This window comes from Pantoea sp. 18069, assembly GCF_902706035.1.
Lineage (GTDB): Bacteria > Pseudomonadota > Gammaproteobacteria > Burkholderiales > Burkholderiaceae_C > Comamonas.
Genome location: NZ_CACSJA010000004.1, coordinates 98,785 through 117,323 on the forward strand (window position 1 = coordinate 98,785; position 18,539 = coordinate 117,323).

18 protein-coding genes are annotated in these 18,539 nt (G+C 66.5%); 6 read left to right on the top strand and 12 right to left on the bottom strand.

Annotation, left to right across the window (positions count from 1 at the left end):
- Nucleotides 1-28 precede the first annotated feature (28 nt).
- Nucleotides 29-1,237, top strand: a complete 1,209-nt coding sequence (locus tag GVL12_RS05280) for a M20 aminoacylase family protein (RefSeq protein ID WP_159911615.1) — start codon at nucleotides 29-31, stop codon at nucleotides 1,235-1,237.
- Between the two features lie 35 nt (nucleotides 1,238-1,272).
- On the opposite strand, the gene GVL12_RS05285 is transcribed toward GVL12_RS05280, so the two are convergent.
- The 4 genes from GVL12_RS05285 to GVL12_RS05300 form a co-directional block, all read right to left on the bottom strand.
- Nucleotides 1,273-1,464, bottom strand: coding sequence for a hypothetical protein (locus GVL12_RS05285; protein ID WP_159911616.1), 192 nt, complete (start codon nucleotides 1,462-1,464; stop codon nucleotides 1,273-1,275).
- Nucleotides 1,461-2,609, bottom strand: a complete 1,149-nt coding sequence (locus tag GVL12_RS05290; protein ID WP_159911617.1) for a PepSY domain-containing protein — start codon at nucleotides 2,607-2,609, stop codon at nucleotides 1,461-1,463. The genes GVL12_RS05285 and GVL12_RS05290 overlap by 4 nt, the downstream gene beginning before the upstream one ends.
- Before the next feature lie 205 nt (nucleotides 2,610-2,814).
- Complete coding sequence (locus GVL12_RS05295) at nucleotides 2,815-4,974, bottom strand: TonB-dependent siderophore receptor (RefSeq protein ID WP_159911618.1); 2,160 nt, start codon at nucleotides 4,972-4,974, stop codon at nucleotides 2,815-2,817.
- Nucleotides 4,975-5,030: 56 nt separating this feature from the next.
- Nucleotides 5,031-7,547 (bottom strand): TonB-dependent receptor, encoded by a 2,517-nt coding sequence (locus tag GVL12_RS05300; protein WP_159911619.1) that lies wholly within the window; start codon nucleotides 7,545-7,547, stop codon nucleotides 5,031-5,033.
- Here GVL12_RS05300 and GVL12_RS05305 point away from each other — a divergent pair.
- Nucleotides 7,546-7,734: a hypothetical protein gene (locus tag GVL12_RS05305; protein ID WP_159911620.1), complete on the top strand. Its 189-nt coding sequence runs from the start codon at nucleotides 7,546-7,548 to the stop codon at nucleotides 7,732-7,734. The two genes, GVL12_RS05300 and GVL12_RS05305, sit on opposite strands and share 2 nt — an antisense overlap.
- Here GVL12_RS05305 and GVL12_RS05310 read toward each other — a convergent pair.
- The 3 genes from GVL12_RS05310 to GVL12_RS05320 all read right to left on the bottom strand — a co-directional run bounded on the left by GVL12_RS05310 (nucleotide 7,729) and on the right by GVL12_RS05320 (nucleotide 9,610).
- The gene (locus GVL12_RS05310; RefSeq protein WP_159911621.1) at nucleotides 7,729-8,703 is read right to left on the bottom strand and encodes a FecR domain-containing protein; all 975 of its coding nucleotides are present in this window, start codon (nucleotides 8,701-8,703) and stop codon (nucleotides 7,729-7,731) included. The genes GVL12_RS05305 and GVL12_RS05310 overlap by 6 nt on opposite strands.
- A complete protein-coding gene (locus tag GVL12_RS05315; RefSeq protein WP_159911622.1) occupies nucleotides 8,700-9,176 on the bottom strand; it encodes a sigma-70 family RNA polymerase sigma factor in 477 nt (158 codons plus the stop codon). Before GVL12_RS05315 ends, GVL12_RS05310 begins: the two co-directional genes overlap by 4 nt.
- A 140-nt stretch (nucleotides 9,177-9,316) precedes the next feature.
- Nucleotides 9,317-9,610, bottom strand: coding sequence for a polyhydroxyalkanoic acid system family protein (locus GVL12_RS05320; RefSeq protein ID WP_159911623.1), 294 nt, complete (start codon nucleotides 9,608-9,610; stop codon nucleotides 9,317-9,319).
- Between the two features lie 91 nt (nucleotides 9,611-9,701).
- Here GVL12_RS05320 and GVL12_RS05325 point away from each other — a divergent pair, with 91 nt between their 5' ends.
- A complete protein-coding gene (locus GVL12_RS05325) occupies nucleotides 9,702-9,956 on the top strand; it encodes an acyl-CoA-binding protein (RefSeq protein ID WP_159911624.1) in 255 nt (84 codons plus the stop codon).
- Here the strand turns inward: GVL12_RS05325 and GVL12_RS05330 are convergent.
- Nucleotides 9,937-11,148, bottom strand: coding sequence for an aminopeptidase (locus tag GVL12_RS05330; protein ID WP_159911625.1), 1,212 nt, complete (start codon nucleotides 11,146-11,148; stop codon nucleotides 9,937-9,939). The two genes, GVL12_RS05325 and GVL12_RS05330, sit on opposite strands and share 20 nt — an antisense overlap.
- 30 nt (nucleotides 11,149-11,178) lie before the next feature.
- Between GVL12_RS05330 and GVL12_RS05335 the strand changes: the two genes are divergently transcribed.
- From GVL12_RS05335 to GVL12_RS05345, 3 genes are all read left to right on the top strand, one after another.
- Nucleotides 11,179-11,793 (top strand): hypothetical protein, encoded by a 615-nt coding sequence (locus GVL12_RS05335; RefSeq protein ID WP_159911626.1) that lies wholly within the window; start codon nucleotides 11,179-11,181, stop codon nucleotides 11,791-11,793.
- Nucleotides 11,794-11,885: 92 nt separating this feature from the next.
- The gene (locus GVL12_RS05340) at nucleotides 11,886-13,196 is read left to right on the top strand and encodes a class I SAM-dependent methyltransferase (RefSeq protein WP_159911627.1); all 1,311 of its coding nucleotides are present in this window, start codon (nucleotides 11,886-11,888) and stop codon (nucleotides 13,194-13,196) included.
- Nucleotides 13,157-13,498 (top strand): DUF1840 domain-containing protein, encoded by a 342-nt coding sequence (locus tag GVL12_RS05345; protein WP_159911628.1) that lies wholly within the window; start codon nucleotides 13,157-13,159, stop codon nucleotides 13,496-13,498. The genes GVL12_RS05340 and GVL12_RS05345 overlap by 40 nt, the downstream gene beginning before the upstream one ends.
- A 229-nt stretch (nucleotides 13,499-13,727) precedes the next feature.
- Here the strand turns inward: GVL12_RS05345 and GVL12_RS05350 are convergent, their stop codons facing one another.
- From GVL12_RS05350 to GVL12_RS05365, 4 genes are all read right to left on the bottom strand, one after another.
- Nucleotides 13,728-14,717, bottom strand: coding sequence for a tripartite tricarboxylate transporter substrate-binding protein (locus tag GVL12_RS05350; protein WP_159911629.1), 990 nt, complete (start codon nucleotides 14,715-14,717; stop codon nucleotides 13,728-13,730).
- Between the two features lie 119 nt (nucleotides 14,718-14,836).
- A complete protein-coding gene (locus GVL12_RS05355) occupies nucleotides 14,837-16,084 on the bottom strand; it encodes an AMP-binding protein (protein ID WP_159911630.1) in 1,248 nt (415 codons plus the stop codon).
- A 171-nt stretch (nucleotides 16,085-16,255) separates the two neighbouring features.
- Complete coding sequence (locus tag GVL12_RS05360) at nucleotides 16,256-17,104, bottom strand: ABC transporter ATP-binding protein (protein WP_159911631.1); 849 nt, start codon at nucleotides 17,102-17,104, stop codon at nucleotides 16,256-16,258.
- Between the two features lie 84 nt (nucleotides 17,105-17,188).
- Complete coding sequence (locus GVL12_RS05365) at nucleotides 17,189-18,502, bottom strand: ABC transporter substrate-binding protein (RefSeq protein WP_159911632.1); 1,314 nt, start codon at nucleotides 18,500-18,502, stop codon at nucleotides 17,189-17,191.
- Between the last annotated feature and the right edge of the window lie 37 nt (nucleotides 18,503-18,539).

The following is an 18,539-nucleotide window of genomic DNA, read 5'->3' on the forward strand; positions in this document are numbered from 1 at the left end:
CACAATGGACGGCAGGAGGTTTCTGTCCATGTCGCTGATTGAAGAGATTGTTGCGCAGGCCGATGAGCTGGCTGCCCTGCGCCGAGACATCCATGCCCACCCCGAGCTGTGCTTCGAAGAGGTGCGCACGGCCGATGTGATCGCCGCCAAGCTGACCGAATGGGGCATTGCCGTGCGCCGCGGCCTGGGCAAGACCGGGGTGGTCGGCATCGTGCACGGGCGCGACGCCGGCGCGAGCGGCCGGGCCCTGGGCCTGCGCGCCGACATGGACGCGCTGCCCATGCAGGAAGGCAATACCTTTGCGCATGCAAGCCGCCATGCGGGCAGGATGCATGGCTGCGGCCACGACGGCCATGTCGCGATGCTGCTGGCCGCGGCCCGGCACCTGGCGCGCCACCGCGATTTCGACGGCACGATCTACCTGATCTTCCAGCCGGCCGAGGAAGGCGGCGGCGGCGCGCGCGCGATGATACGCGACGGCCTGTTCACGCGCTTTCCGATGCAGGCCGTGTTTGGCATGCACAACTGGCCCGGCATGGCCGAAGGCCGGATGGCCGTGAGCCCGGGGCCGGTCATGGCGTCGAGCAACGAGTTCAAGATCACGGTGCGCGGCAAGGGCGGCCATGCGGCCATGCCGCACCTGGTGCTGGACCCCGTGCCCGTGGCGGCGCAAATCATCATGGGCTTGCAGACCATCGTCAGCCGCAACCTCAAGCCAGTGGATGCGGGCGTGATTTCCGTGACCATGGTGCATGGCGGCGAGGCCAGCAACGTCGTGCCCGACACCGTGGAACTCGAAGGCACGGTGCGCACGTTCTCGGTCGCGGTGCTCGACATGATAGAGCAGCGCATGCAGCAGGTGATCGACGGCATCTGCGCCAGCCATGGCGTGCAGCATGCGTTCGTGTTCGAGCGCAATTACCCGCCGACCATCAACGCCGCGCCCGAGGCCGCGCTCGCGCGCAAGGTGATGGAGCGCGTGGTGGGCGCGGCCCAGGTGCTGGACCAGGAGCCGACCATGGGCGCCGAAGACTTCGCCTACATGCTCGAAGAGAAGCCCGGAGCGTACTGCTTCATCGCCAATGGCGAAGGCGACCACCGCGCGATCGGCCATGGCGGCGGGCCCTGCATGCTGCACAACCCGAGCTATGACTTCAACGACCGGCTGATTCCGCTGGGCGCGACGTTCTGGGTCGAGCTGGCCAAGGAATGGCTGGCGCATCCGACGCGCAACTGAGCCGCGTCACGCGTGCGCGCGGCATCCGGGGCGATTCAGCGGGAGCGCACAAAGCTGTGCCAGATTCCCACGGCCGTGACAATGCCCAGGCAGATGCCCGACAGCAGGTCGCCAAAACCGCCGTCGCTGAACAGTGCGCAGACCAGGCCGATGCCGGTCAGCACGCCCAACGCAATCGGCCAGCCCCAGAGGGCAAGAAAGCGGTTCTTCGCACGCGTCGCGGTCATGGTGTGGCCTCTTGAGGGGAAGTTGTCATGGCAGCGGGCTTGGCGGCGGTGCGGCCTTTCCTGAGCCACAGGTAGAGCCCAGTGCCCAGCACGAAGATGCTGGCGATGTCCAGCAGTGCCCAGAGGATCTGCATCGCCCGCCCGCCATAGTCGCCAAAGTGCAGCGGCTGGGACACCAGCAAGGCCGTGAGGTACCAGGGAATCTGCGGCGCCGCGGTGACCGCCGAGGTCTTGGCATCGACCAGCACGGGGTGCAGCAGGCGCGATGTCAGCGGCTCGTTGCCGCGCAGGAACACGGTGTTGTGGTGCGGGCTGGAATAGCTGGTGCCGGGAAAGGCAATGAAGGACAGCTTGGAGCCGGGCACTTGCTGCATCGCCGCGTCCAGCGACTGCTGCACGGGCGCGCGCTCGGCCAGGGCCACGGTGGGCTGGCCCTGGTAGGGGGCCAGCACGCTGCTGAGCTGGTCATGCTGCCAGTACTTGATCACCAGGTCGGCCCAGGTATTGATCATGCCCGTGGCGCCGACGACAAACAGCCAGACCAGGGTCACGATGCCCAGCAGATTGTGCAGGTCCAGCCATTTCACGCGCGCCGTGCGGTCGCGGCGCACGGTGCCGAAATCGAGCTTGCGCATGAAGGGCGCGTAGAGCACCACGCCGCTGACGATGGCGACCAGCAGCAGCAAACCCATGAAGCCCAGGAACAGCTTGCCCGGCAGGCCGGCAAACAGGTCCACGTGCAGCTTGAACATGACCCACATGAAGCCTTCATCGAAGCGCAGCTGCGGGGCCAGCAGTTCGGTGGTGCGCGCATCGACGATCACCGTGCGGAAGTCGTCGGTGTTCGCGGGCGTATGCGTCATGGTGACGTACCAGATGTCGTCGGTCTCGTCGGACTTGGAGACGAACTGCACGATGCGATCCGGATGCTGGGCGCGCGCCAGGTCCAGCACCTTGTCCAGGCTCGCATGCGGCGTGTCCTTGGGCATGGCCGGGGCTTCGACTTCGGTGCCCAGCAGATGGCCGATCTCATGGTGAAAGATCAGCGGCAGGCCGGTCAGGCACAGCAGCAGCATGAATACGGTGCAGACCAGACTGCTCCATTTGTGCACCCAGGCCCAGATCTTGATGGTGTGGCTTTGCATTGGCTTCGTTGCTTTGGATGAAAAGTCAAAGGCACCGCCCAGGCGTCTTGGCCCTGGCGGTGCCCTGCGGACTCAGAGTGGCTAACACGACCCAGCAAATCGAAGATTTGCGGTTGTTACTAGGCGCGGAGCCGCAGGCAGTGCGAGTAGCACGACAAGGCGACGCAACGACGTAGCAAGGGTTGTGTTAGCCACACTTAGGCGATCAGAAGTCGATCTGGGCCGATAGCACCAGCGTGCGCGGCGCGCCCACGGTCACATAGCTGGGGTTGGTGCTGGTCACCCAGTACGCCTTGTTGGCCGCGTTTTCCAGGCTGGCGCGCAGAACCACGGGCTGGTTGCCGGCCTTGGTGGTGTAGCGCGCGCCGAGGTCAACGCGGCTCCAGCCGGGCATGCGCAGTTGGTTGGCCGCGTCAAAGTACATCGACGAGGTGCTGATCACGCGGCCGTTGAGGCTCAGGCCGGGCACCCAGGGGGTCTCCCAGTCGAGGCCGACGTTGAAGGTGCGCGCGGGCACGCCGTTGGCATCGTTGCCCTGATTGACGCCGCCGTCGGTGCGCGTCAGCTTGGCGTCGAGGAAGGCCGCGCTGGCCATCAGACGCAGGCCGCGTTGCACTTCGCCATAGGCCGTCAGTTCCAGGCCGCGGTTGCGCTGTTCGCCGCCAAAGCTGAACACGTTGCCTTCGGTGGTGGTCGAGGGCTGGGTGATCTGGAACAGCGCGGCTTGCGTCATCAGCATGCCCCAGTCCTTTTTCACGCCGACTTCGATCTGCCTGGTCTTCCGCGGTGCGAACACCTGGCCGGCGTTGGCATAGGTCGGGCCGGCGGTCGAGCCGGCCTTCAGGCCCGCGGTGTAGTTGGTGTAGATCGAGGTGTCGCGCGAAGCCTTGAGCACCAGGCCGGCCAGGGGCGTCACCGCGCTGGCCTTGTAGGGGGTCGAACCGTTGACGCTCTTCTGGTTGATGCTCTGGTCACGCAGGCCCAGCGTCAGCAGCACGCGGTTGCCGGCAAAGGCCATGGTGTCGGCAATCGCCACGCTCTGCTGCTCCAGCTCGGCCGTCTTGCTGGCCGGGCCGCGCGGCGTCTCGAGGACCGGCAGCGGCGACGGGTTGTAGAGGCTGGACGGGGTGGACGTCGCGCTGGCGGCGTAGAAGTAGCCGGTCTCGCGCGCCATGTGGTTGGCGGACAGCACCAGCGTATGGGCTACGCTGCCGGTCGTGAAGCGCGTGCGCAGGCCTGCATCGGCCGACAGGGTCTTGTTGTACTCGTCGTAGTAGCCGTTGGAGACAGTGAAGTTGCCCTGCGCATCAGGCTCGGTGCCCCAGGCGCCGGGGAAATGCTGGAAGGACTTGGTGTTGCTGTAGCCGATGCCGCCATAGACCGTGGTGGCGTCGTTCAGGTCGTATTCGAGGCGCGACATCACGGTCTTGGCCCGGTCGGTCAGCTGCGTGCCCGGGTAGAAGTTCAGGCGCGCGTGCGGCACGGCGGGCACGCTGGTGGTGCCGCTGCGAAAGCCGATCTGCGGGCGCACTTCGTTGGTCTTGCCTTCGGTGGCCAGCGCATCCAACGACCAGCGCAGCTTGTCGCCGGCGTAATCCAGACCCAGCGAGCCCAGGCCCAGGCGCTGGCGGCCGCCGTCGATGTTGCCCTCGCCATTGCGCCACACGCCGTTGGCGCGCACGCCCCACTGGTTGTCGCTGCCGAAGCGCCGGCCCACATCGAGGTGGGTGCCCACCTGGCCCTGGCCCATGTAGGTGCCCGTGACGCGCGTCAGCGGCTCGTCGCCGGCACGCTTGGTCACCAGGTTGATGTTGCCGCCGACGCTGCCGCTGGGGCCCACGCCGTTGGTCAGCGAGCCCGGACCCTTGAGCACTTCGACGCGTTCGATCACCTCCAATGGCACGCGCGTGGCGGGCACGAGGCCGTAGAGGCCGTTGAACGAGACGTCACGCATGCCGAGGCTGAAGCCGCGGATCTGGAAGTCTTCGCCGAAGCCGCCGCGCGCCTGCAGCGTGCGCACCGAAGCGTCGCTCATCACCACGTCGGAGATGTTCAGCGCCTGCTGGTTCTCGATATAGGCCGAGGTGTAGTTGGTGGTGCTGAACGGCACGTTCATCAGGTCGGTGCGGCCCAGGATGCCCAGGTCGCCGCCGCGCGCCAGCTGGCCGCCCGAATAGTTCTTTTGCAGGCCGCCAATGGCCGCGGCCTGGTCGCTGACAACCACTTCCTGCAGCGCCTTGTCGGTGGTCTGGGCGCCAGCGCCCAGGGAGGCCATGGCCAGGCCGGTGCCCAGGCATTGCGCCATCAGGCGCACGAGAGGCTTGGCGGCAAAGCGCCGGGAATCGGAGTAAGAACGATTTTTCATCACATTCACGTCACAGGTTATGGAAAAGAAAAACGGGGCGGCAGGTCTGCCGGGTGTCAGAAGTTCGCGCGCAGCGTCAGCGTGAGGTTGCGCGGGTCGCCGTAGTAGTTGTTGAAGTAGCTGCTGTTGGGCGAGAACTTGGCGTAATGGACCTTGTCGAACAGGTTGTTGACGTTGAGCTGCAGCGCGTAGGTGGAATCGATGCGCCAGGCCAGCAGCGCGTCAAAAAGCGCATAACCACCCTGGCGGGTGGTCACATCGCCTACGCTGGCGTAGGTGCGGCTTTGCAGCCGTACCCCTGCGCCCAGGGTCCACCCCGGCCAGGGGCCGGCCAGCTGGTGGCTGGTGAACAGGCGCAAGGCGTGCCGGGGGTCTGCCGAGCGCAGGGGCTGGCCGACCAGGGCGGCCGTGGCGTCGCGCAGGGTGCGGGTGTGGGTCTGGGTGTAGCTGGCCATGAGCTGCCAGCCCGGCGCGGGCTCGCCCGACAGCTCGACTTCCCAGCCCCGGCTGCGGCTCTTGCCGCCGGCCAGATAGCAGTGGCCGGCGAGGTAGTGGGGCAGGCAGGGCATGGGCGAGGCGGTGTCTTCCATGGCACCGCCCAGGTACTGGATGTGGAAGGCCGACAGCGTGCCCTGCAGCCGGCCATCGAGGAAATCGCCCTTGAATCCGGCTTCCAGATCCTGGCCGCGTATGTGCGCCAGCAGGCTGCCGTCGGTCTGCTTCTTGTTCTGGGAGCTGAAGATCTTGCTGTAGCTGGCGTAGGCGCTGATGTGGTCCGACAGTTCATGGATCAGGCCGGCGTAAGGCGTCAGCTCGCGGCGCACGCCGTAGCTGCTGCCCGGGGTCGCGGGCTCGTGGTAGTCCCACCAGCTCAGGCGCGCGCCGGCAACTGCCGTGAGGGAGTCGCTCAGCGACAGGCGCGCGCGCGCGAAGCCGCCATGCTGGTGCACATGCGAGGTGGGGGCGGAGTAGGCATTGCCATTGCCTTCGCGGTAGGCGGGCTCCGGGTAGCTGGTGTAGGGGTTCCAGCTGCGGATATCCACGCCGTAAAGCGGGCTCACCCCCCAGTAGCCTGACGTTCCGATGGCGCGCACACGTTGCAGGTCCACGCCCAGCGCGAGTTCATGTTTGCGGCCCAGCGCCTCGAACGGGCCCGTGGCCTGCAGGCTCAGTGCACTCTGGCTGCTGGCTTCGCCGTCGTAGATCGAGGTGTTGACGTCGGCGAGGTAGGGGTTCGTGTCGCTGGCACTGGAAAACGAGGTCTGCTTGAAGCCGTCGGAGCGAAAGTAGGTGCGCGCGGCTTGCGCCTTGAGCTTCCAGCCGTTGTCCAGGCCATGGTCCAGTTCGACGGACCATTGCCGGTTGCTGCGGTTCCAGGCATTCCAGGGCGTTCCCAGATAGGTGTTGCGCGGCAGATCGAGCTGGCTGCCGTCCAGCGCCGCGGGCAGCCCTCCCCAGGCGCCGGTGGCGCCCAGCGCCGTGTGCTGCACGCTGGTGGTGAGGCGCGTGCGCGGGCCCAGGTCTGCCTCGAGCACGGCATAGAGGCTTTGGCGATCCTCATGGCGCGCGGTCTGGAACGAGGCCTTGTCATCGCCCAGGGCCACCAGCCGCGCGCGCAGCGTGCCGGCGGCGTTGACCGGGCCCGACAGGTCGGTTTCCAGCCGCTGCCGGTTCCATGAACCCAGCGTCAGCGCCGCCGACCCCTGGAATTCCTGGGTGGGGCGCTTGCGCACCATGTTCACCACGGCGGACGGATTGCCCGCGCCGCGCAGCAGGCCCGAAGCACCGCGCAGTACTTCCACGCGGTCGAGCATGGCGGTGTCGGGCTGTATGAAGGTGGCGGCCGAAGTGACCTGGTTGATGCCCAGTCCATCGACCTGCAGCGAGTCGATCTGGTAGCCGCGGGCGTAGTAGTTGATGCGCTCGCTGTCGATGTAGTCCACGGTCACGCCGGTGGTGTTTTTCAGCACCGCGTGCAGGTCGGGCAGGGCCTGGTCGTCCAGCCACTGGCGTGTGAGCACGGTCACGGGCTGGGGAATTTCGCGTGCCAGCTGCTGCCCGATATTGCCGGTGACCGGGCCGGCGGCATAGCTGCCCGAGTTTTCGGTGGTGGCGCCGATCTCGGCCTTGGCGCTGACCGTGACGTTCTCCAGCAGGTTCCCGGCACTGCCGGTCTGGCCAGAATGGGGGCGCAAGGTATAGACGCCGCTGGACTCGCGCTGGGCCTGCAGGTCCGTGCCTTCGAGCAGCCGGGCGAAACCGTCTTTCACCGAGTAGCGGCCCTGAAGCCCCGGCGAGCGGCGCGGGCCGATCTGGGCGGCATCGAAAGACAGGGCTATGCCGGCCTGATTGGCGTATTGGGCAATGACATGGGCAAGAGGGCCGGCGGCAATCGAAAAGCTGAGCAACTGCGCCCGCGCCTCGCTGGCCGGCTGCGGCGCAGCGGCGACGGCGCCCGGCGCGGCCAGCAGCATCCACCCCGCCCATGCGGCCGCAGGCCAGGCACGCCAACGCAGCAGCCGCGCGGCGGCAAGGCGGTCGTCCCGGGGCAGTGGCGTGGATGGGCGTGGCATGGTGTCGGAGAAAAGTGGCGGTGTTTTCTCGTATGCCGGACAAGCCCTGCCCATCCTGCAAGTGCAGCTGCAGATTTTTTCCGATCAGGCGCTGATTTTCCCGGTGTTTTTTGCCTCAAACCCAGAAACTGTTTGTGCCAGATGCTATGGTTTTATTTTTTTGATCGGGCGCACAAGAGGCTCATGAAGCCGCATCCCGCGCCTCCACGCGCACCCAGTAGCGGGTGTGGCTGCGCAGCTGCAGGGGAAAGCGGCTGACCAGCGCGGCCAGCGCGCGGTCGGTGTCATCGACCGGGAAGGCGCCCGAGACTTTGAGCTGCGCCACTTCAGGCGCGCATCCCAGGTAGCCACGCCGGTAGCGCGACAGCGCGGCGATCAGATCGCCCAGCGCAATGTCCACCGCCACCAGGCCGCCCTCATGCCAGCTCGCGGCGAAGGGATCGGCCGTCGTGGGTGCTTGCGCCGTATCGGCGCTGAACCAGGCCTGCTCGCCCGCAGCCAACTGCTGCGGCGCGCCGGCCGCCGGCAACAGGCGCACCGCTTTTTCCTCGACCTGGACATGGCTCAGGCCGTTGTCGTCGAGCCGCACCATGAAGCGGGTGCCCAGGGCCAGTACCCTGCCCTGCGGGGTCTGGACGCTGAAAGGGCGCCCCAAGGGATCGAAATCGGTGGAGACCAGTATGCGGCCGCTGTGCAGGCGCACAAGGCGCTCGCGGTCGTTGAAGTCGACGTCCACGCCGCTGGCCGTATCCAGTGCCAGCAGCGAGCCGTCGGGCAGCGTGATGTCCCGGCGTTCGCCGGTGCCTGTGCTGTGGGCGGCCCGCCATTCCTGCCAGGGCAGGCCTTGCCAGCCCATCCAGGCGGTGGTGCCGGCGCCCAGGCCCACGGCCAGGCTGCGCAGCACGTTGCGCCGTGTCCTATGGGGGCGCTTGCCCAGCGCCTGGCTCGCCAGGGTCGGGGGCAGGAAGGCAAGCTGCGCATGCACGGCCTGAACGCGCTGCCAGGCGCGCTGGTGGGCCGGGTCGGCCACATGCCAGTCCTCCCAGCCTTGCCGCGCGTCGTGGGCGTCGGCCGCAGCCGCGGTGTCGCGCAGCCGCACATGCCACCTGACGGCTTCGTGCAGGGCCCGGCGTTCGGCGTCGTCGACAGGCTTCATGCCAGGGCCAGGCAGCAATGTTCCATGGCCCGCGTCAGGTAGTTGCTCACCGTGCGCAGCGAGATGCCCAGGCGTTGGGCGATCTCGGGGTAGCTCAGCTCCTCGAACTGCGCCAGCACAAAGGCTTCGCGCACCTTGGGCGGCAGGCCTTGCAGCATGCGGTCCACTTCCAGCAGCGTCTGCTGGACGATGAGCTGTTCCTCGGCGGACGGCGCAAGTGCCTGCGGCAATGTGGCGAGATATTCCAGATAGGCTCTCTCCAGCGAGCGGCGGCGAAACAGATCTGCCGTCAGGCCTTTGGCAATGGTGGCCAGATAGCGCCGGGGGTCGCGGATTTCCTCCTGCGGCATGGGCGCACGCAGCAGGCGCACGAAGGTGTCCTGTGCGAGGTCGGCCGCATCTTCGCGGTTGCTCAGACGCTTGCGCAGCAGGCTTTGCAGCCAGGGATGGTGGTCTTGGTAGAGGCTATGCACAGCAAGGGCGTGGCATGCGCAACAAGGCCACGGAGCTAGATGATTTGAATATTGAGAATCATTATCAATTATCTTGTGCTTGCCCCGAAATGTGGTTCTGGGCACATACTTCGTTGTATTCCTGCGACGGAAACGGTCTGTCAGGACTTGGCCAGCAGCGCGTCGAACTGCGCGTTGAGCTTGGCTTCTATGCTGTCCTTGAACATCGCCGCGAGAAAGCCCAGCTCGGCCTGCAGTTCGAGCGCGCTCGCGGTGACCACGAGCTGGCCGTCGACGCCATTGCCGCTGAAGCGCAGCACATCCTGGGTGTCGCCGGATTCATATTCGCACTGCACGCCGAATTTCTCGGCGGCCTTTTCGCCCCAGCGCTGGGCGTGTTGGCGGGCGGCGGGCAGGCCCAGCGTATGGGTGCGGGAAAGCTGGATGTCAGGCAAGGGTTAGTCCGGGTGAGGTGGCGTGAAGGGCGGTGGGCTGCGATGACTACACTGGGCCGATCGCATCCACTGATTTTAAGGAGCAACCTGCATGTCCGAACTGAACGCCGCTTTCGAAGCCGCCGTGGCCCAATCCAAGACGCTCAGCGAGCGGCCCGACAACGCCACGCTGCTCAAGATCTATGCGCTGTACAAGCAGGCGACGCAGGGCGACAACGAAGAGAAGAAACCCAGCTTCACCGACATGGTGGGCCGCGCCAAGTGGGATGCCTGGGAAAAGCTCAAGGGCACGGACGGCGATGCGGCGCGCCAGCAATACATTGATCTCATCGAATCGCTGAGCTGACGGTGTCTGGCGCGGCGTCGCCGCAGGCTGCGGGGCGCTCGGGCATCAGCGCGCACAGCGCCTGCAGGCGCCCGGCCTCGGGCTGGCGCGCAAGCCGCTGCACTGCGCCATGGAAGGCCGGCCAGGGCGCGGCTTCGCCCGCCTGCTGCGCGAACAGCGCTTCAAACGCCGGCACCCACAGGTCATAGGCCGACAGCGCGCCGAAAGACGCATTGTTGGCCTCGGCCACCCAGCGGTCCAGGCGCTGCAGCGACTGCTCGGCCGCTTGCGGGCGCGTGGCGAGCTCGGGCGAGGCCAGCCACTGCGCGCGCAGGTCCTGGTAGCGCGCGTGAAAGTCCTGCAGGATGCTGGCCTTGGCTTGGGCCAGCGTGTTGGGCGGTGGTGCGGCATAGAGGGCTTCAAGCGCCTGCCGCGTGCGCTGCGTGAGTGCGCGAAACTCGCCGCGCCGGCGCTGTGCGGCCTGCCAGGCGGGTGCGGCCGCCGCCGCCGTGGCCGACTGCCGCAGCCAGGCCTGGGTGCCCAGCCGCTCGACGGCCGTTGCATACGATTCGTTGAATGCCATGTCGCCGGCCAGATAGACGCGCTGGTGCGACAGCTCATGGAACAGCAGGCCCACGAGCTCGCCTTCGGGCCAGCGCACGAAGGTGTCGAGCAGCGGGTCGCCGCCCAGCCAGTTGAGGTAACCCAGCGTCGAATACGCGGGCACGGGGTAGACATGGACGTCGAAGCCCTTCGCCGCGAGCGGCCGCGCCTGGGCCTGCGCATCGGCGAGCGCGAAGTAGCCGCGGTAGCCGACGCAGCCCGCAACCGGAAAGCACCAGCGGTGGAGTTCCAGCGAATCAGGCGGCGCGGCCGTGACGTTCCAGACCGCGGCCGGACGCTCGAGCGCGGCGTAGCGGCGGTAGCTCGCGTTGTCGGGCAGGGCCAGCGCCTGGCTCGCGAAGTCACGCGCGCGTTGGGCCAGCTGCAGCTGGCTGCGCAGCGCGGGCGCAAGCCCGGGGTCCTGGAGCCAGTCCGTGACCGGCCGGGCCGCGTGCAGCATCTGCAGCTGGCCGCGCGCACTCTGCCAGTAGTAGCCTGCGTCGGGCAGCGCGCAGCCGCCGACCAGGGCGCAAAGGGCCAGGCAGGCCAGGCGCAGGGCGTGCCGGGAGGGCCGCTGCGCACGCAGTCGCAACGGGCTGACTACACTCATGGCTTCATTCACGCTGTTTCTCCCGATCCGATGGACTTCTTTACGCTGGCAATCATTGTCACCATTGCCGTTTATGTGCTCAAGCGGCAGGACCAGCGGCGGCGCACGCGCCTGCTCGCCGAACACCTGGGCCGCCTGCAGATCGAGAAACTCATGGGCAGCCTGATCGAAGGTTACCTGCGCGCCTTGGGTGAAAGCGATCTGCAGCGCCGCACCCAGATCTGGGCACTGCTCGAAGGCACGGAAAAAAGCCTGGCCGAGCAGTTCCAGCGCTTCGCCGAACATTTCTCCGGCGTCGACGAGACCGAAGTGCGCGTGAGCACGCTGCCGCTGGCGCTGCCCTACATCGAACGGGTTTATCCACAGGGCAGCTTCGACATGCGCGAAATGGTGAAGATCCATGCGCGCGGCATCGCTGCGGCCCAGGTGTTTGCGGGGCAGGACGACGACGAGCGCCGCCAGCGGGCATTCACGCTCACGGCCGAGATCTTCCTGATGCAGCACAGCTGCCACTGGTTTTGCAAGTCGCTGACCATCGCGTCGGTGCGGCTGCTCGCGCGCCACCAGACCAGCTATGAACAGGTCCAGGCCGCGGTGTCGACGGCCACGCGCAACGCCTATCTGCGGTTGATCGGCAAGCGCTAAAAAAGCGCTCGGTCTGCAGGACAAGACCGATTATTGAAGCAGGTGCCATGCTATTGCCGTCTTTTGTATGAAAGCGAAAAATGGTAAGTGCCATGAAACATCTGATTCACACGCTAGAGGGCCGGCTGGCCCCTTTGCCGGTGGCCGTTGCCGTGGAGCTGCCTTCGGGCGAGCGGGTCGGCAAGACCCCGACTGAAGTCATGCTGCGGTTCCGCTCGCTCGCGCCGCTCGCGGCCCTGGCCGCAGGCCATATCGGCACGCTGGGCGCGGCCGTGGTCGAAGGCCAGGTGGAACTCGAAGGGCGGGTGCGCGACATCATGCGCGCGGCGTCGGCGCTGCTGCAGTCCGATCCGGTGCGCGGCACGTCGAGCTGGTGGTCGCAGATCATGGCGCGCACGCGCTCGATGGCGCTGCACACCGTGGCGCGCGACGCCGAGCAGATCGAATTCCATTACGACCTGTCCGATGATTTCTACGCGCTGTGGCTCGACCCGCGGCGCGTCTACTCCTGCGCCTACTTCCGCACGCCGGAGATGGACCTGGCCCAGGCCCAGGAAGCCAAGCTCGACCATATCTGCCGCAAGCTGCAGCTGCGCGCGGGCGAGCGTTTTCTCGACATCGGCGCGGGCTGGGGCGGGCTGCTGCTCTGGGCGGCCGAGCGCTACGGCGTGCAGGCCCAGGGCATCACGCTGTCGCGCAACCAGCATGCCTACGTGAGCCAGCTGATCCAGGCGCGCGGCCTGCAGGACCGGGTGCGCATCGACCTGCGCGACTACCGCGCGCTGCAGCCCGACACGCCGTTCGACAAGATCGCCTCGGTCGGCATGTTCGAGCATGTGGGCCTGGCGCAGATGCCGGCCTATGGCGACACCGTGCACCGCCTGCTGCGGCCCGGCGGGCTGGCGCTGATCCACGGCATCACTTCGGGCGGCGTGGACAACGTCGAAGTCGGCGCGGGCATGGGCGAGTTCATCAGCCGCTACATCTTCCCCGGCGGCGAGCTGATGCATGTGAGCCGGGTGCTGCATGCGCTCGCGCAAAGCGGGCTTGAAATGGTCGACACCGAAAATCTTCGGCCGCACTACGCACGCACGCTGTGGGCCTGGTCCGACGCGCTCGAGGCGCAGTTGCCGCAGGCACAGCGTATCCTTGCCGAGCAGACCGATGGCGAACGCGGCGCACGCGCGCTGCGCGCCTACCGGCTGTACCTGGCCGGCTGCGCCATGGGCTTCGAGCGCGGCTGGATCGCGCTGCACCAGATGCTCGTGACCCATCCCGACGGCCAGATGGGCAGCGGGGCGTTGATTGGCGCCCAGTCCGAATACCCGTTCAATCGCGAATACATGTACACCGAAGGAATTGCATGCCCTACAAGTTCAAATCCCGTGCCACCGCAGACCTGATCATGCTCGACGCCAGCGCCCGCAAGCTGCTGGCCATCCTGGGCAAGGATGCCGACGGAGCCGGCATCATCACCGCCGAACAGATTCCGGGCGCGCTGGCCGCGCTGGAGCAGGCGGTGCTCGAGGACGAAGCCCGGCGCGCCGCAGCCGGCGAGACGCAGGACGATGCCGATGCAGAGCAAATGGATGAAGACGCCGCACCCGCTGGCGCTGCCGACGGTGTGAGCCTGCGCCAGCGCACGGCGCCGTTCATCGACATGCTCAAGCGCAGCGCGGCCGAGGGGCGGGATGTGACCTGGTGAGATCTTCCGCTCTGCCAAGAAAGAAGAAGCCAGCCGATGAGGCTGGCTTCTTTATGTCGGTGCAGGCACGAACTTCAAGCCCAGGCCGTGGGCGTGTCCACGGATGAGGGACACCGAGCAAGGGCCGCCCCGCAGCGATGGTGTCGTCCCTAGCCGGGCGCCCCCCTCCACCGAAGGGTGAGAGGGGGAAGCCGGGGCGGCCCAAGCCGCGTAAGCGGCTCAGGGGGTGTCAGTCTGCATACGCACCTGCGGCCTTGATGACTTTGCCCCAGGTTTCGATTTCGGATTGCACGAACTTCTTGTGGCCTTCGGGCGAGGTGCGCGCGTCGGATGCGATCACGGCGCCCAGCTGTTCTTCCTTCTTGATGAACTCGGGTTCTTTCAGCGCCAGGCGCATCGCTTCGTTGATCTTCTTGGTCACGGCGGCGGGCGTGCCCTTGGGCGCGTACAGGCCGTGCCAGACCGTGACCTGGAAGTTCTTCAGGCCGCTTTCGTCCAGCGTGGGCAAATCCTTGAGCGCCGGCGTGGTCAGGCGCTTGGGCGTGGTCACGCCATAGGCCTTGACCTTCTTGCCTTCGATCTGGGCCGTGGTGTTGGTGGTCTGGTCGCACAGCAGGTCGACCTGGTTGCCCATCAGGTCGGCAATCGCGGGGGCCGCACCCTTGTAGGGCACGGGCGTCATTTCGACTTTCAGCGTCGACTGCAGCATCAGGCCGCAGAGGTGGGAGGCCGAGCCTACGCCGGCGTTCGCCAGGTTGACCTTGCCCTGGTTCTGACCGATCCAGGTGATCAGGTCCTTGTAGTTGTCGGCGGGCAGCGTGGGCTTGCCGATCAGCGTCATGGGCACATCGTTGATGATGCCCAGGTATTCGAAGTCATTGACGACGTTGAACGACAGCTTGCGGTAGAGCGTGGGCACGGTGGCCATGCCGATGTGGTTGAGCAGCAGCGTGTAGCCGTCAGGGGTGGCGCGCGCCACCTTGGCGATGCCGATGGCACTGCCGGCACCGGCCGCATTGTCGATCACGATCGTCGCATTGTTCAGGTGCTTGCGCATGGACTCGGCCAGATCGCGGGCCACGCGGTCGGTCGGGCCGCCCGCAGTGAATGGCACCACAATGGTGATGCTCTTGCCTGCGGTGGGGTAGTCCTGCGCTTGAACTCCGGTGGCGGCGACGGCGGCCAAGGCGATGGTCGCCAGCTTGAACAACTTCTGCATGAATAGGCTCCTTAGGGACGTTCATGATAAGAACGATTGTTGGAATCGCTCCTACAGAAAAATAAGTGTTTTCCCTGAAAACAGACAAGAAAAATGGGTCTGAATTGATCCAGATCGTCCTAGCGATAGCTGCGCGCGTCTTCGATCACCACGCCGTCGTTGGGCAACTGGCCCGGCGCCAGCGGCCGCACATCGCAGCGCAGCTTGGTCAGGTCGCGCACGCATGCCTCAATTTGGTGCAGCAGCGCGGGGTCGGTCTCAGGCATCTCTACCAGCAGTTCCATCGAATCGTTGGCCATTTCGCCGCGCACCACCAGGCGCGCGCGCAGCACTTGGGCGAAGCGCTGCACGACCTGGTTGACCTGGGCCGGGTGCACGAACATGCCGCGCACCTTGGTGGTCTGGTCGGCGCGTCCCATCCAGCCGCGGATGCGGGTGTTGGTGCGGCCCGTGGGGCAGTTGCCGGGCAGCACGGCCGACAGGTCGCCGGTGCCGAAGCGCACCAGCGGGTAGCCGGTGTTGAGCGTGGTCACGACCAGTTCGCCGACTTCGCCATCGGGCACGGGATCGTTCGTTCCCGGGCGCACGATTTCGACGATCACGTTTTCATCGACCACCAGGCCTTCGCGTGCCGACGTTTCATAGGCGATCAATCCCAGGTCGGCCGTTGCATAGCACTGGTAGCCGGCGACGCCGCGTTCGGCCAGCCAGTCGCGCAGCGACGGCGGGAAGGCTTCGCCCGAGACCAGCGCCTTGTGCAGGCTGGGCAACGGCTGGCCCAGGCTTTGCGCCTTTTCGATCAGGATGCGCAGAAAGCTCGGCGTGCCGATATAGCCCGCGGGCAGCAGCTCGGCGATGGCCTGCACCTGCTGCTCGGTCTGGCCCGTGCCCGCGGCAAACACCGTGCAGCCCAGCGCCTGGGCGCCGGTTTCCATCATCGCGCCCGCGGGCACGAAGTGGTAGCTGAAGCTGTTGTGCACCAGCTCGCCGGGGCGAAAGCCCGCGGCGTGGATGGCGCGCGCCATGCGCCAGTAGTCGCGCCCGCAGCCTTCGGGCTCGTAGATGCCGCCGGGGCTGGAGAACACGCGCGGCATCTGGGCGCCGAACGCCAGCGCGCTGAAGCCGCCGAACGGGTTGTCGGCGCGCTGCGCGATCTGGCGCGCGAGCAGCTCTGATTTGCGCGTCACGGGCAGGCGGGCCAGCGCGGCGCGCGATGTCACGGCAGCGGGGTCTATGCCGGCGAGGATCTCGGCAAATGCGGGCGATGCTTGCTGCGCATGCGCGATCTGGCGCGGCAGCGCCGCCATCAAGGCCTGTTCGCGTTCCTGCGGGGAGCGCGATTCAAGCGCGTCGTAATGATCAGTCATGGAGGGGTTCCTGGGGCGGGTTCACTTGTGGTGGCCGGCCCTTCGATCCTTCGGCGGGCTCAGGACTCAGGGCGAACGGTGTGGGAGCGCTCAGGGCGAACGGCCGGGAATGTTCAGGGCGAACAATTGGGCGCGCTCAGGGCGAACGGTGTGGAAAGGCGCGGGCGCGGTTCAGGCCAGCCAGCGCTTGCGCCGCTTGTAGCTCTTGACGTCCTTGAAGCTCTTGCGTTCGCCGCCGCCCATGCCCAGGTAGAACTCCTTGACGTCCTCGTTGTTCGCGAGTTCGGTGGCCGGGCCGTCCATCACGATGCGGCCGCTTTCCATGATGTAGCCGTAGTCCGAATAGCGCAGCGCCATGCTGGTGTTCTGTTCGGCGAGCAGGAAGGTGACTTGCTCGCGCGAGTTCAGGTCCTTGACGATGTTGAACACTTCTTCGACGATCTGCGGCGCCAGGCCCATCGAAGGCTCGTCGAGCAGCACCATGCGCGGGTTGCTCATCAGCGCGCGGCCGATGGCGCACATCTGCTGCTCGCCGCCCGAGGTGTAGGCGGCTTGCGAATGGCGCCTGGTTTTCAGGCGCGGGAAATAGTTGTAGACCTTCTCGAGGTTGGCGGCGATCTCGCCCTTGTCGCTGCGCGTGTAGGCGCCAGTGAGCAGGTTCTCCTCGATGCTCAGGTGGGCAAAGCAGTGCCGGCCTTCCATCACCTGCACCACGCCGCGGCGCACCAGGTCCGAGGGCGTGAGGTGGGCGATCTGCTCGCCTTCGAGCGCGATATTGCCCTTGGTGACTTCTCCGCGCTCGCCCTTGAGCAGGTTGGAGATGGCGCGCAGCGTGGTGGTCTTGCCCGCGCCGTTGCCGCCGAGCAGCGCGACGATGCTCTGGCGCGGCACCTGCAGCGACACGCCCTTGAGCACCAGGATCACATGGTTGTAGATGACCTCGATGCCGTTGACCACGAGCAGTGGCTCGGCGGTGGCCGGGGCAGGGGATCCGGGCGTGGGGGCAGTAGTTTCAGACATGGGAACAGCCTCGCGGGGGAAATCGAAAAAAGTGCGTTCGCGCCGGCCAGGCACCGTTCGGGGCCTGGCCGGCGCGCAGCGGCATCAGTTGCAGCTGCGGGGGGTGACGTTCTTTTCCTTGGCGTACTTGTCGGCGTACTCCTTGACCAGTGGATCGACCATGGACTTGTCGGCCTGGTACCAGTCGGAGACCACGGTCCACTTGGCTCCGTCCCATTGCGCGATGCGCGACCAGTCGGTGCCAAGGTGGTTGGTGCAGCTGGTCTGGATCGGGCGCAGGATCTTGCCGAAGCCCAGCGCGTTGAGCTTTTCCTGCGTCAGGTTCAGGTTTTCCAGGCCCCAGCGCACCTGCTCGGGCGACATGACCTTGCCCTTGCCGTACTTCTCCTGCGCGGTGCGAATCGCCTCGACCTGCAGCATGGAGATCACCATGCCGCGGGTATGGGCCATCGCGCCGACGCTGCTCGCGTTCGATGCCGTGCCCTGGCCCTTGTCGTAGATCGCGCTCTTGACTTCGTCATGCACCTTGTCGCGCTCGGCCGTGTTGTGGATGGTCACGGTGTTGTAGCCCTTGGCGCCGGCACCGATGTCCTTGACGTCGTGGTCCGAACCCGCCCACCAGATCGAGTAGATCTTGTCGCGTGCAAAGTTGGTCGCCTGGGCTTCGCGGATGGCCGTGGGCGTCATCACGCCGGCCGACCACAGCAGCACATAGTCGGGGCGCTGCTGGCGCACCTGCAGCCAGGTCGATTTCTGTTCGACGCCAGGCGCGGTCACGGGCAGCAGCAGCAGATCGAAGCCTTCCTTGGCGGCGCGCTTTTGCAGCAGCGGAATCGGTTCCTTGCCGTACGGCGAGTCGTGGTAGACCAGCGCGATCTTCTTGCCCTTGAGGCTGCCCTTTTCCTTCTTCAGGATGTCCTGGATGATGGAGTCGGCCGCAGTCCAGTAGTTGCCCAGCAGCGGGAAGTTCCATTCGAACACCGAGCCGTTGGCCGATTGCGACAGCCCGTAGCCCATGGTGATGATCGCGCGCTTGTCGCCCGGCGCCTTGTCGCTGACGGCAAACGTGATGCCGGTCGACTGCGGGTCGAACCCCGAGGCGCCGCTGCCCTTGTTCTTCAGGCGCTCGTAGCATTCGACGCCCTTGGCGGTGTCGTAGGCGGTTTCGCATTCCTCGTAGGCGATCTTGACGCCGTTGACGCCGCCCTGGGCGTTGACCAGCTTGAGGTAGTCCTGCTTGCCGTCGGCCCATGGAATGCCCAGGGGCGCGAACTGGCCGGTGCGATAGACCAGCAACGGCACGAATTGATCCTGGGCCATGGCGCCGGGGGCCGCGACCAGCGCCCCGAATCCCAGGGCAGCGGTGGCGGCGGCGAGCGCAGCTTTCTTGAACATCATGATTTGTCTCCTGTAGAAGGTAAGGACCGGGGTCACG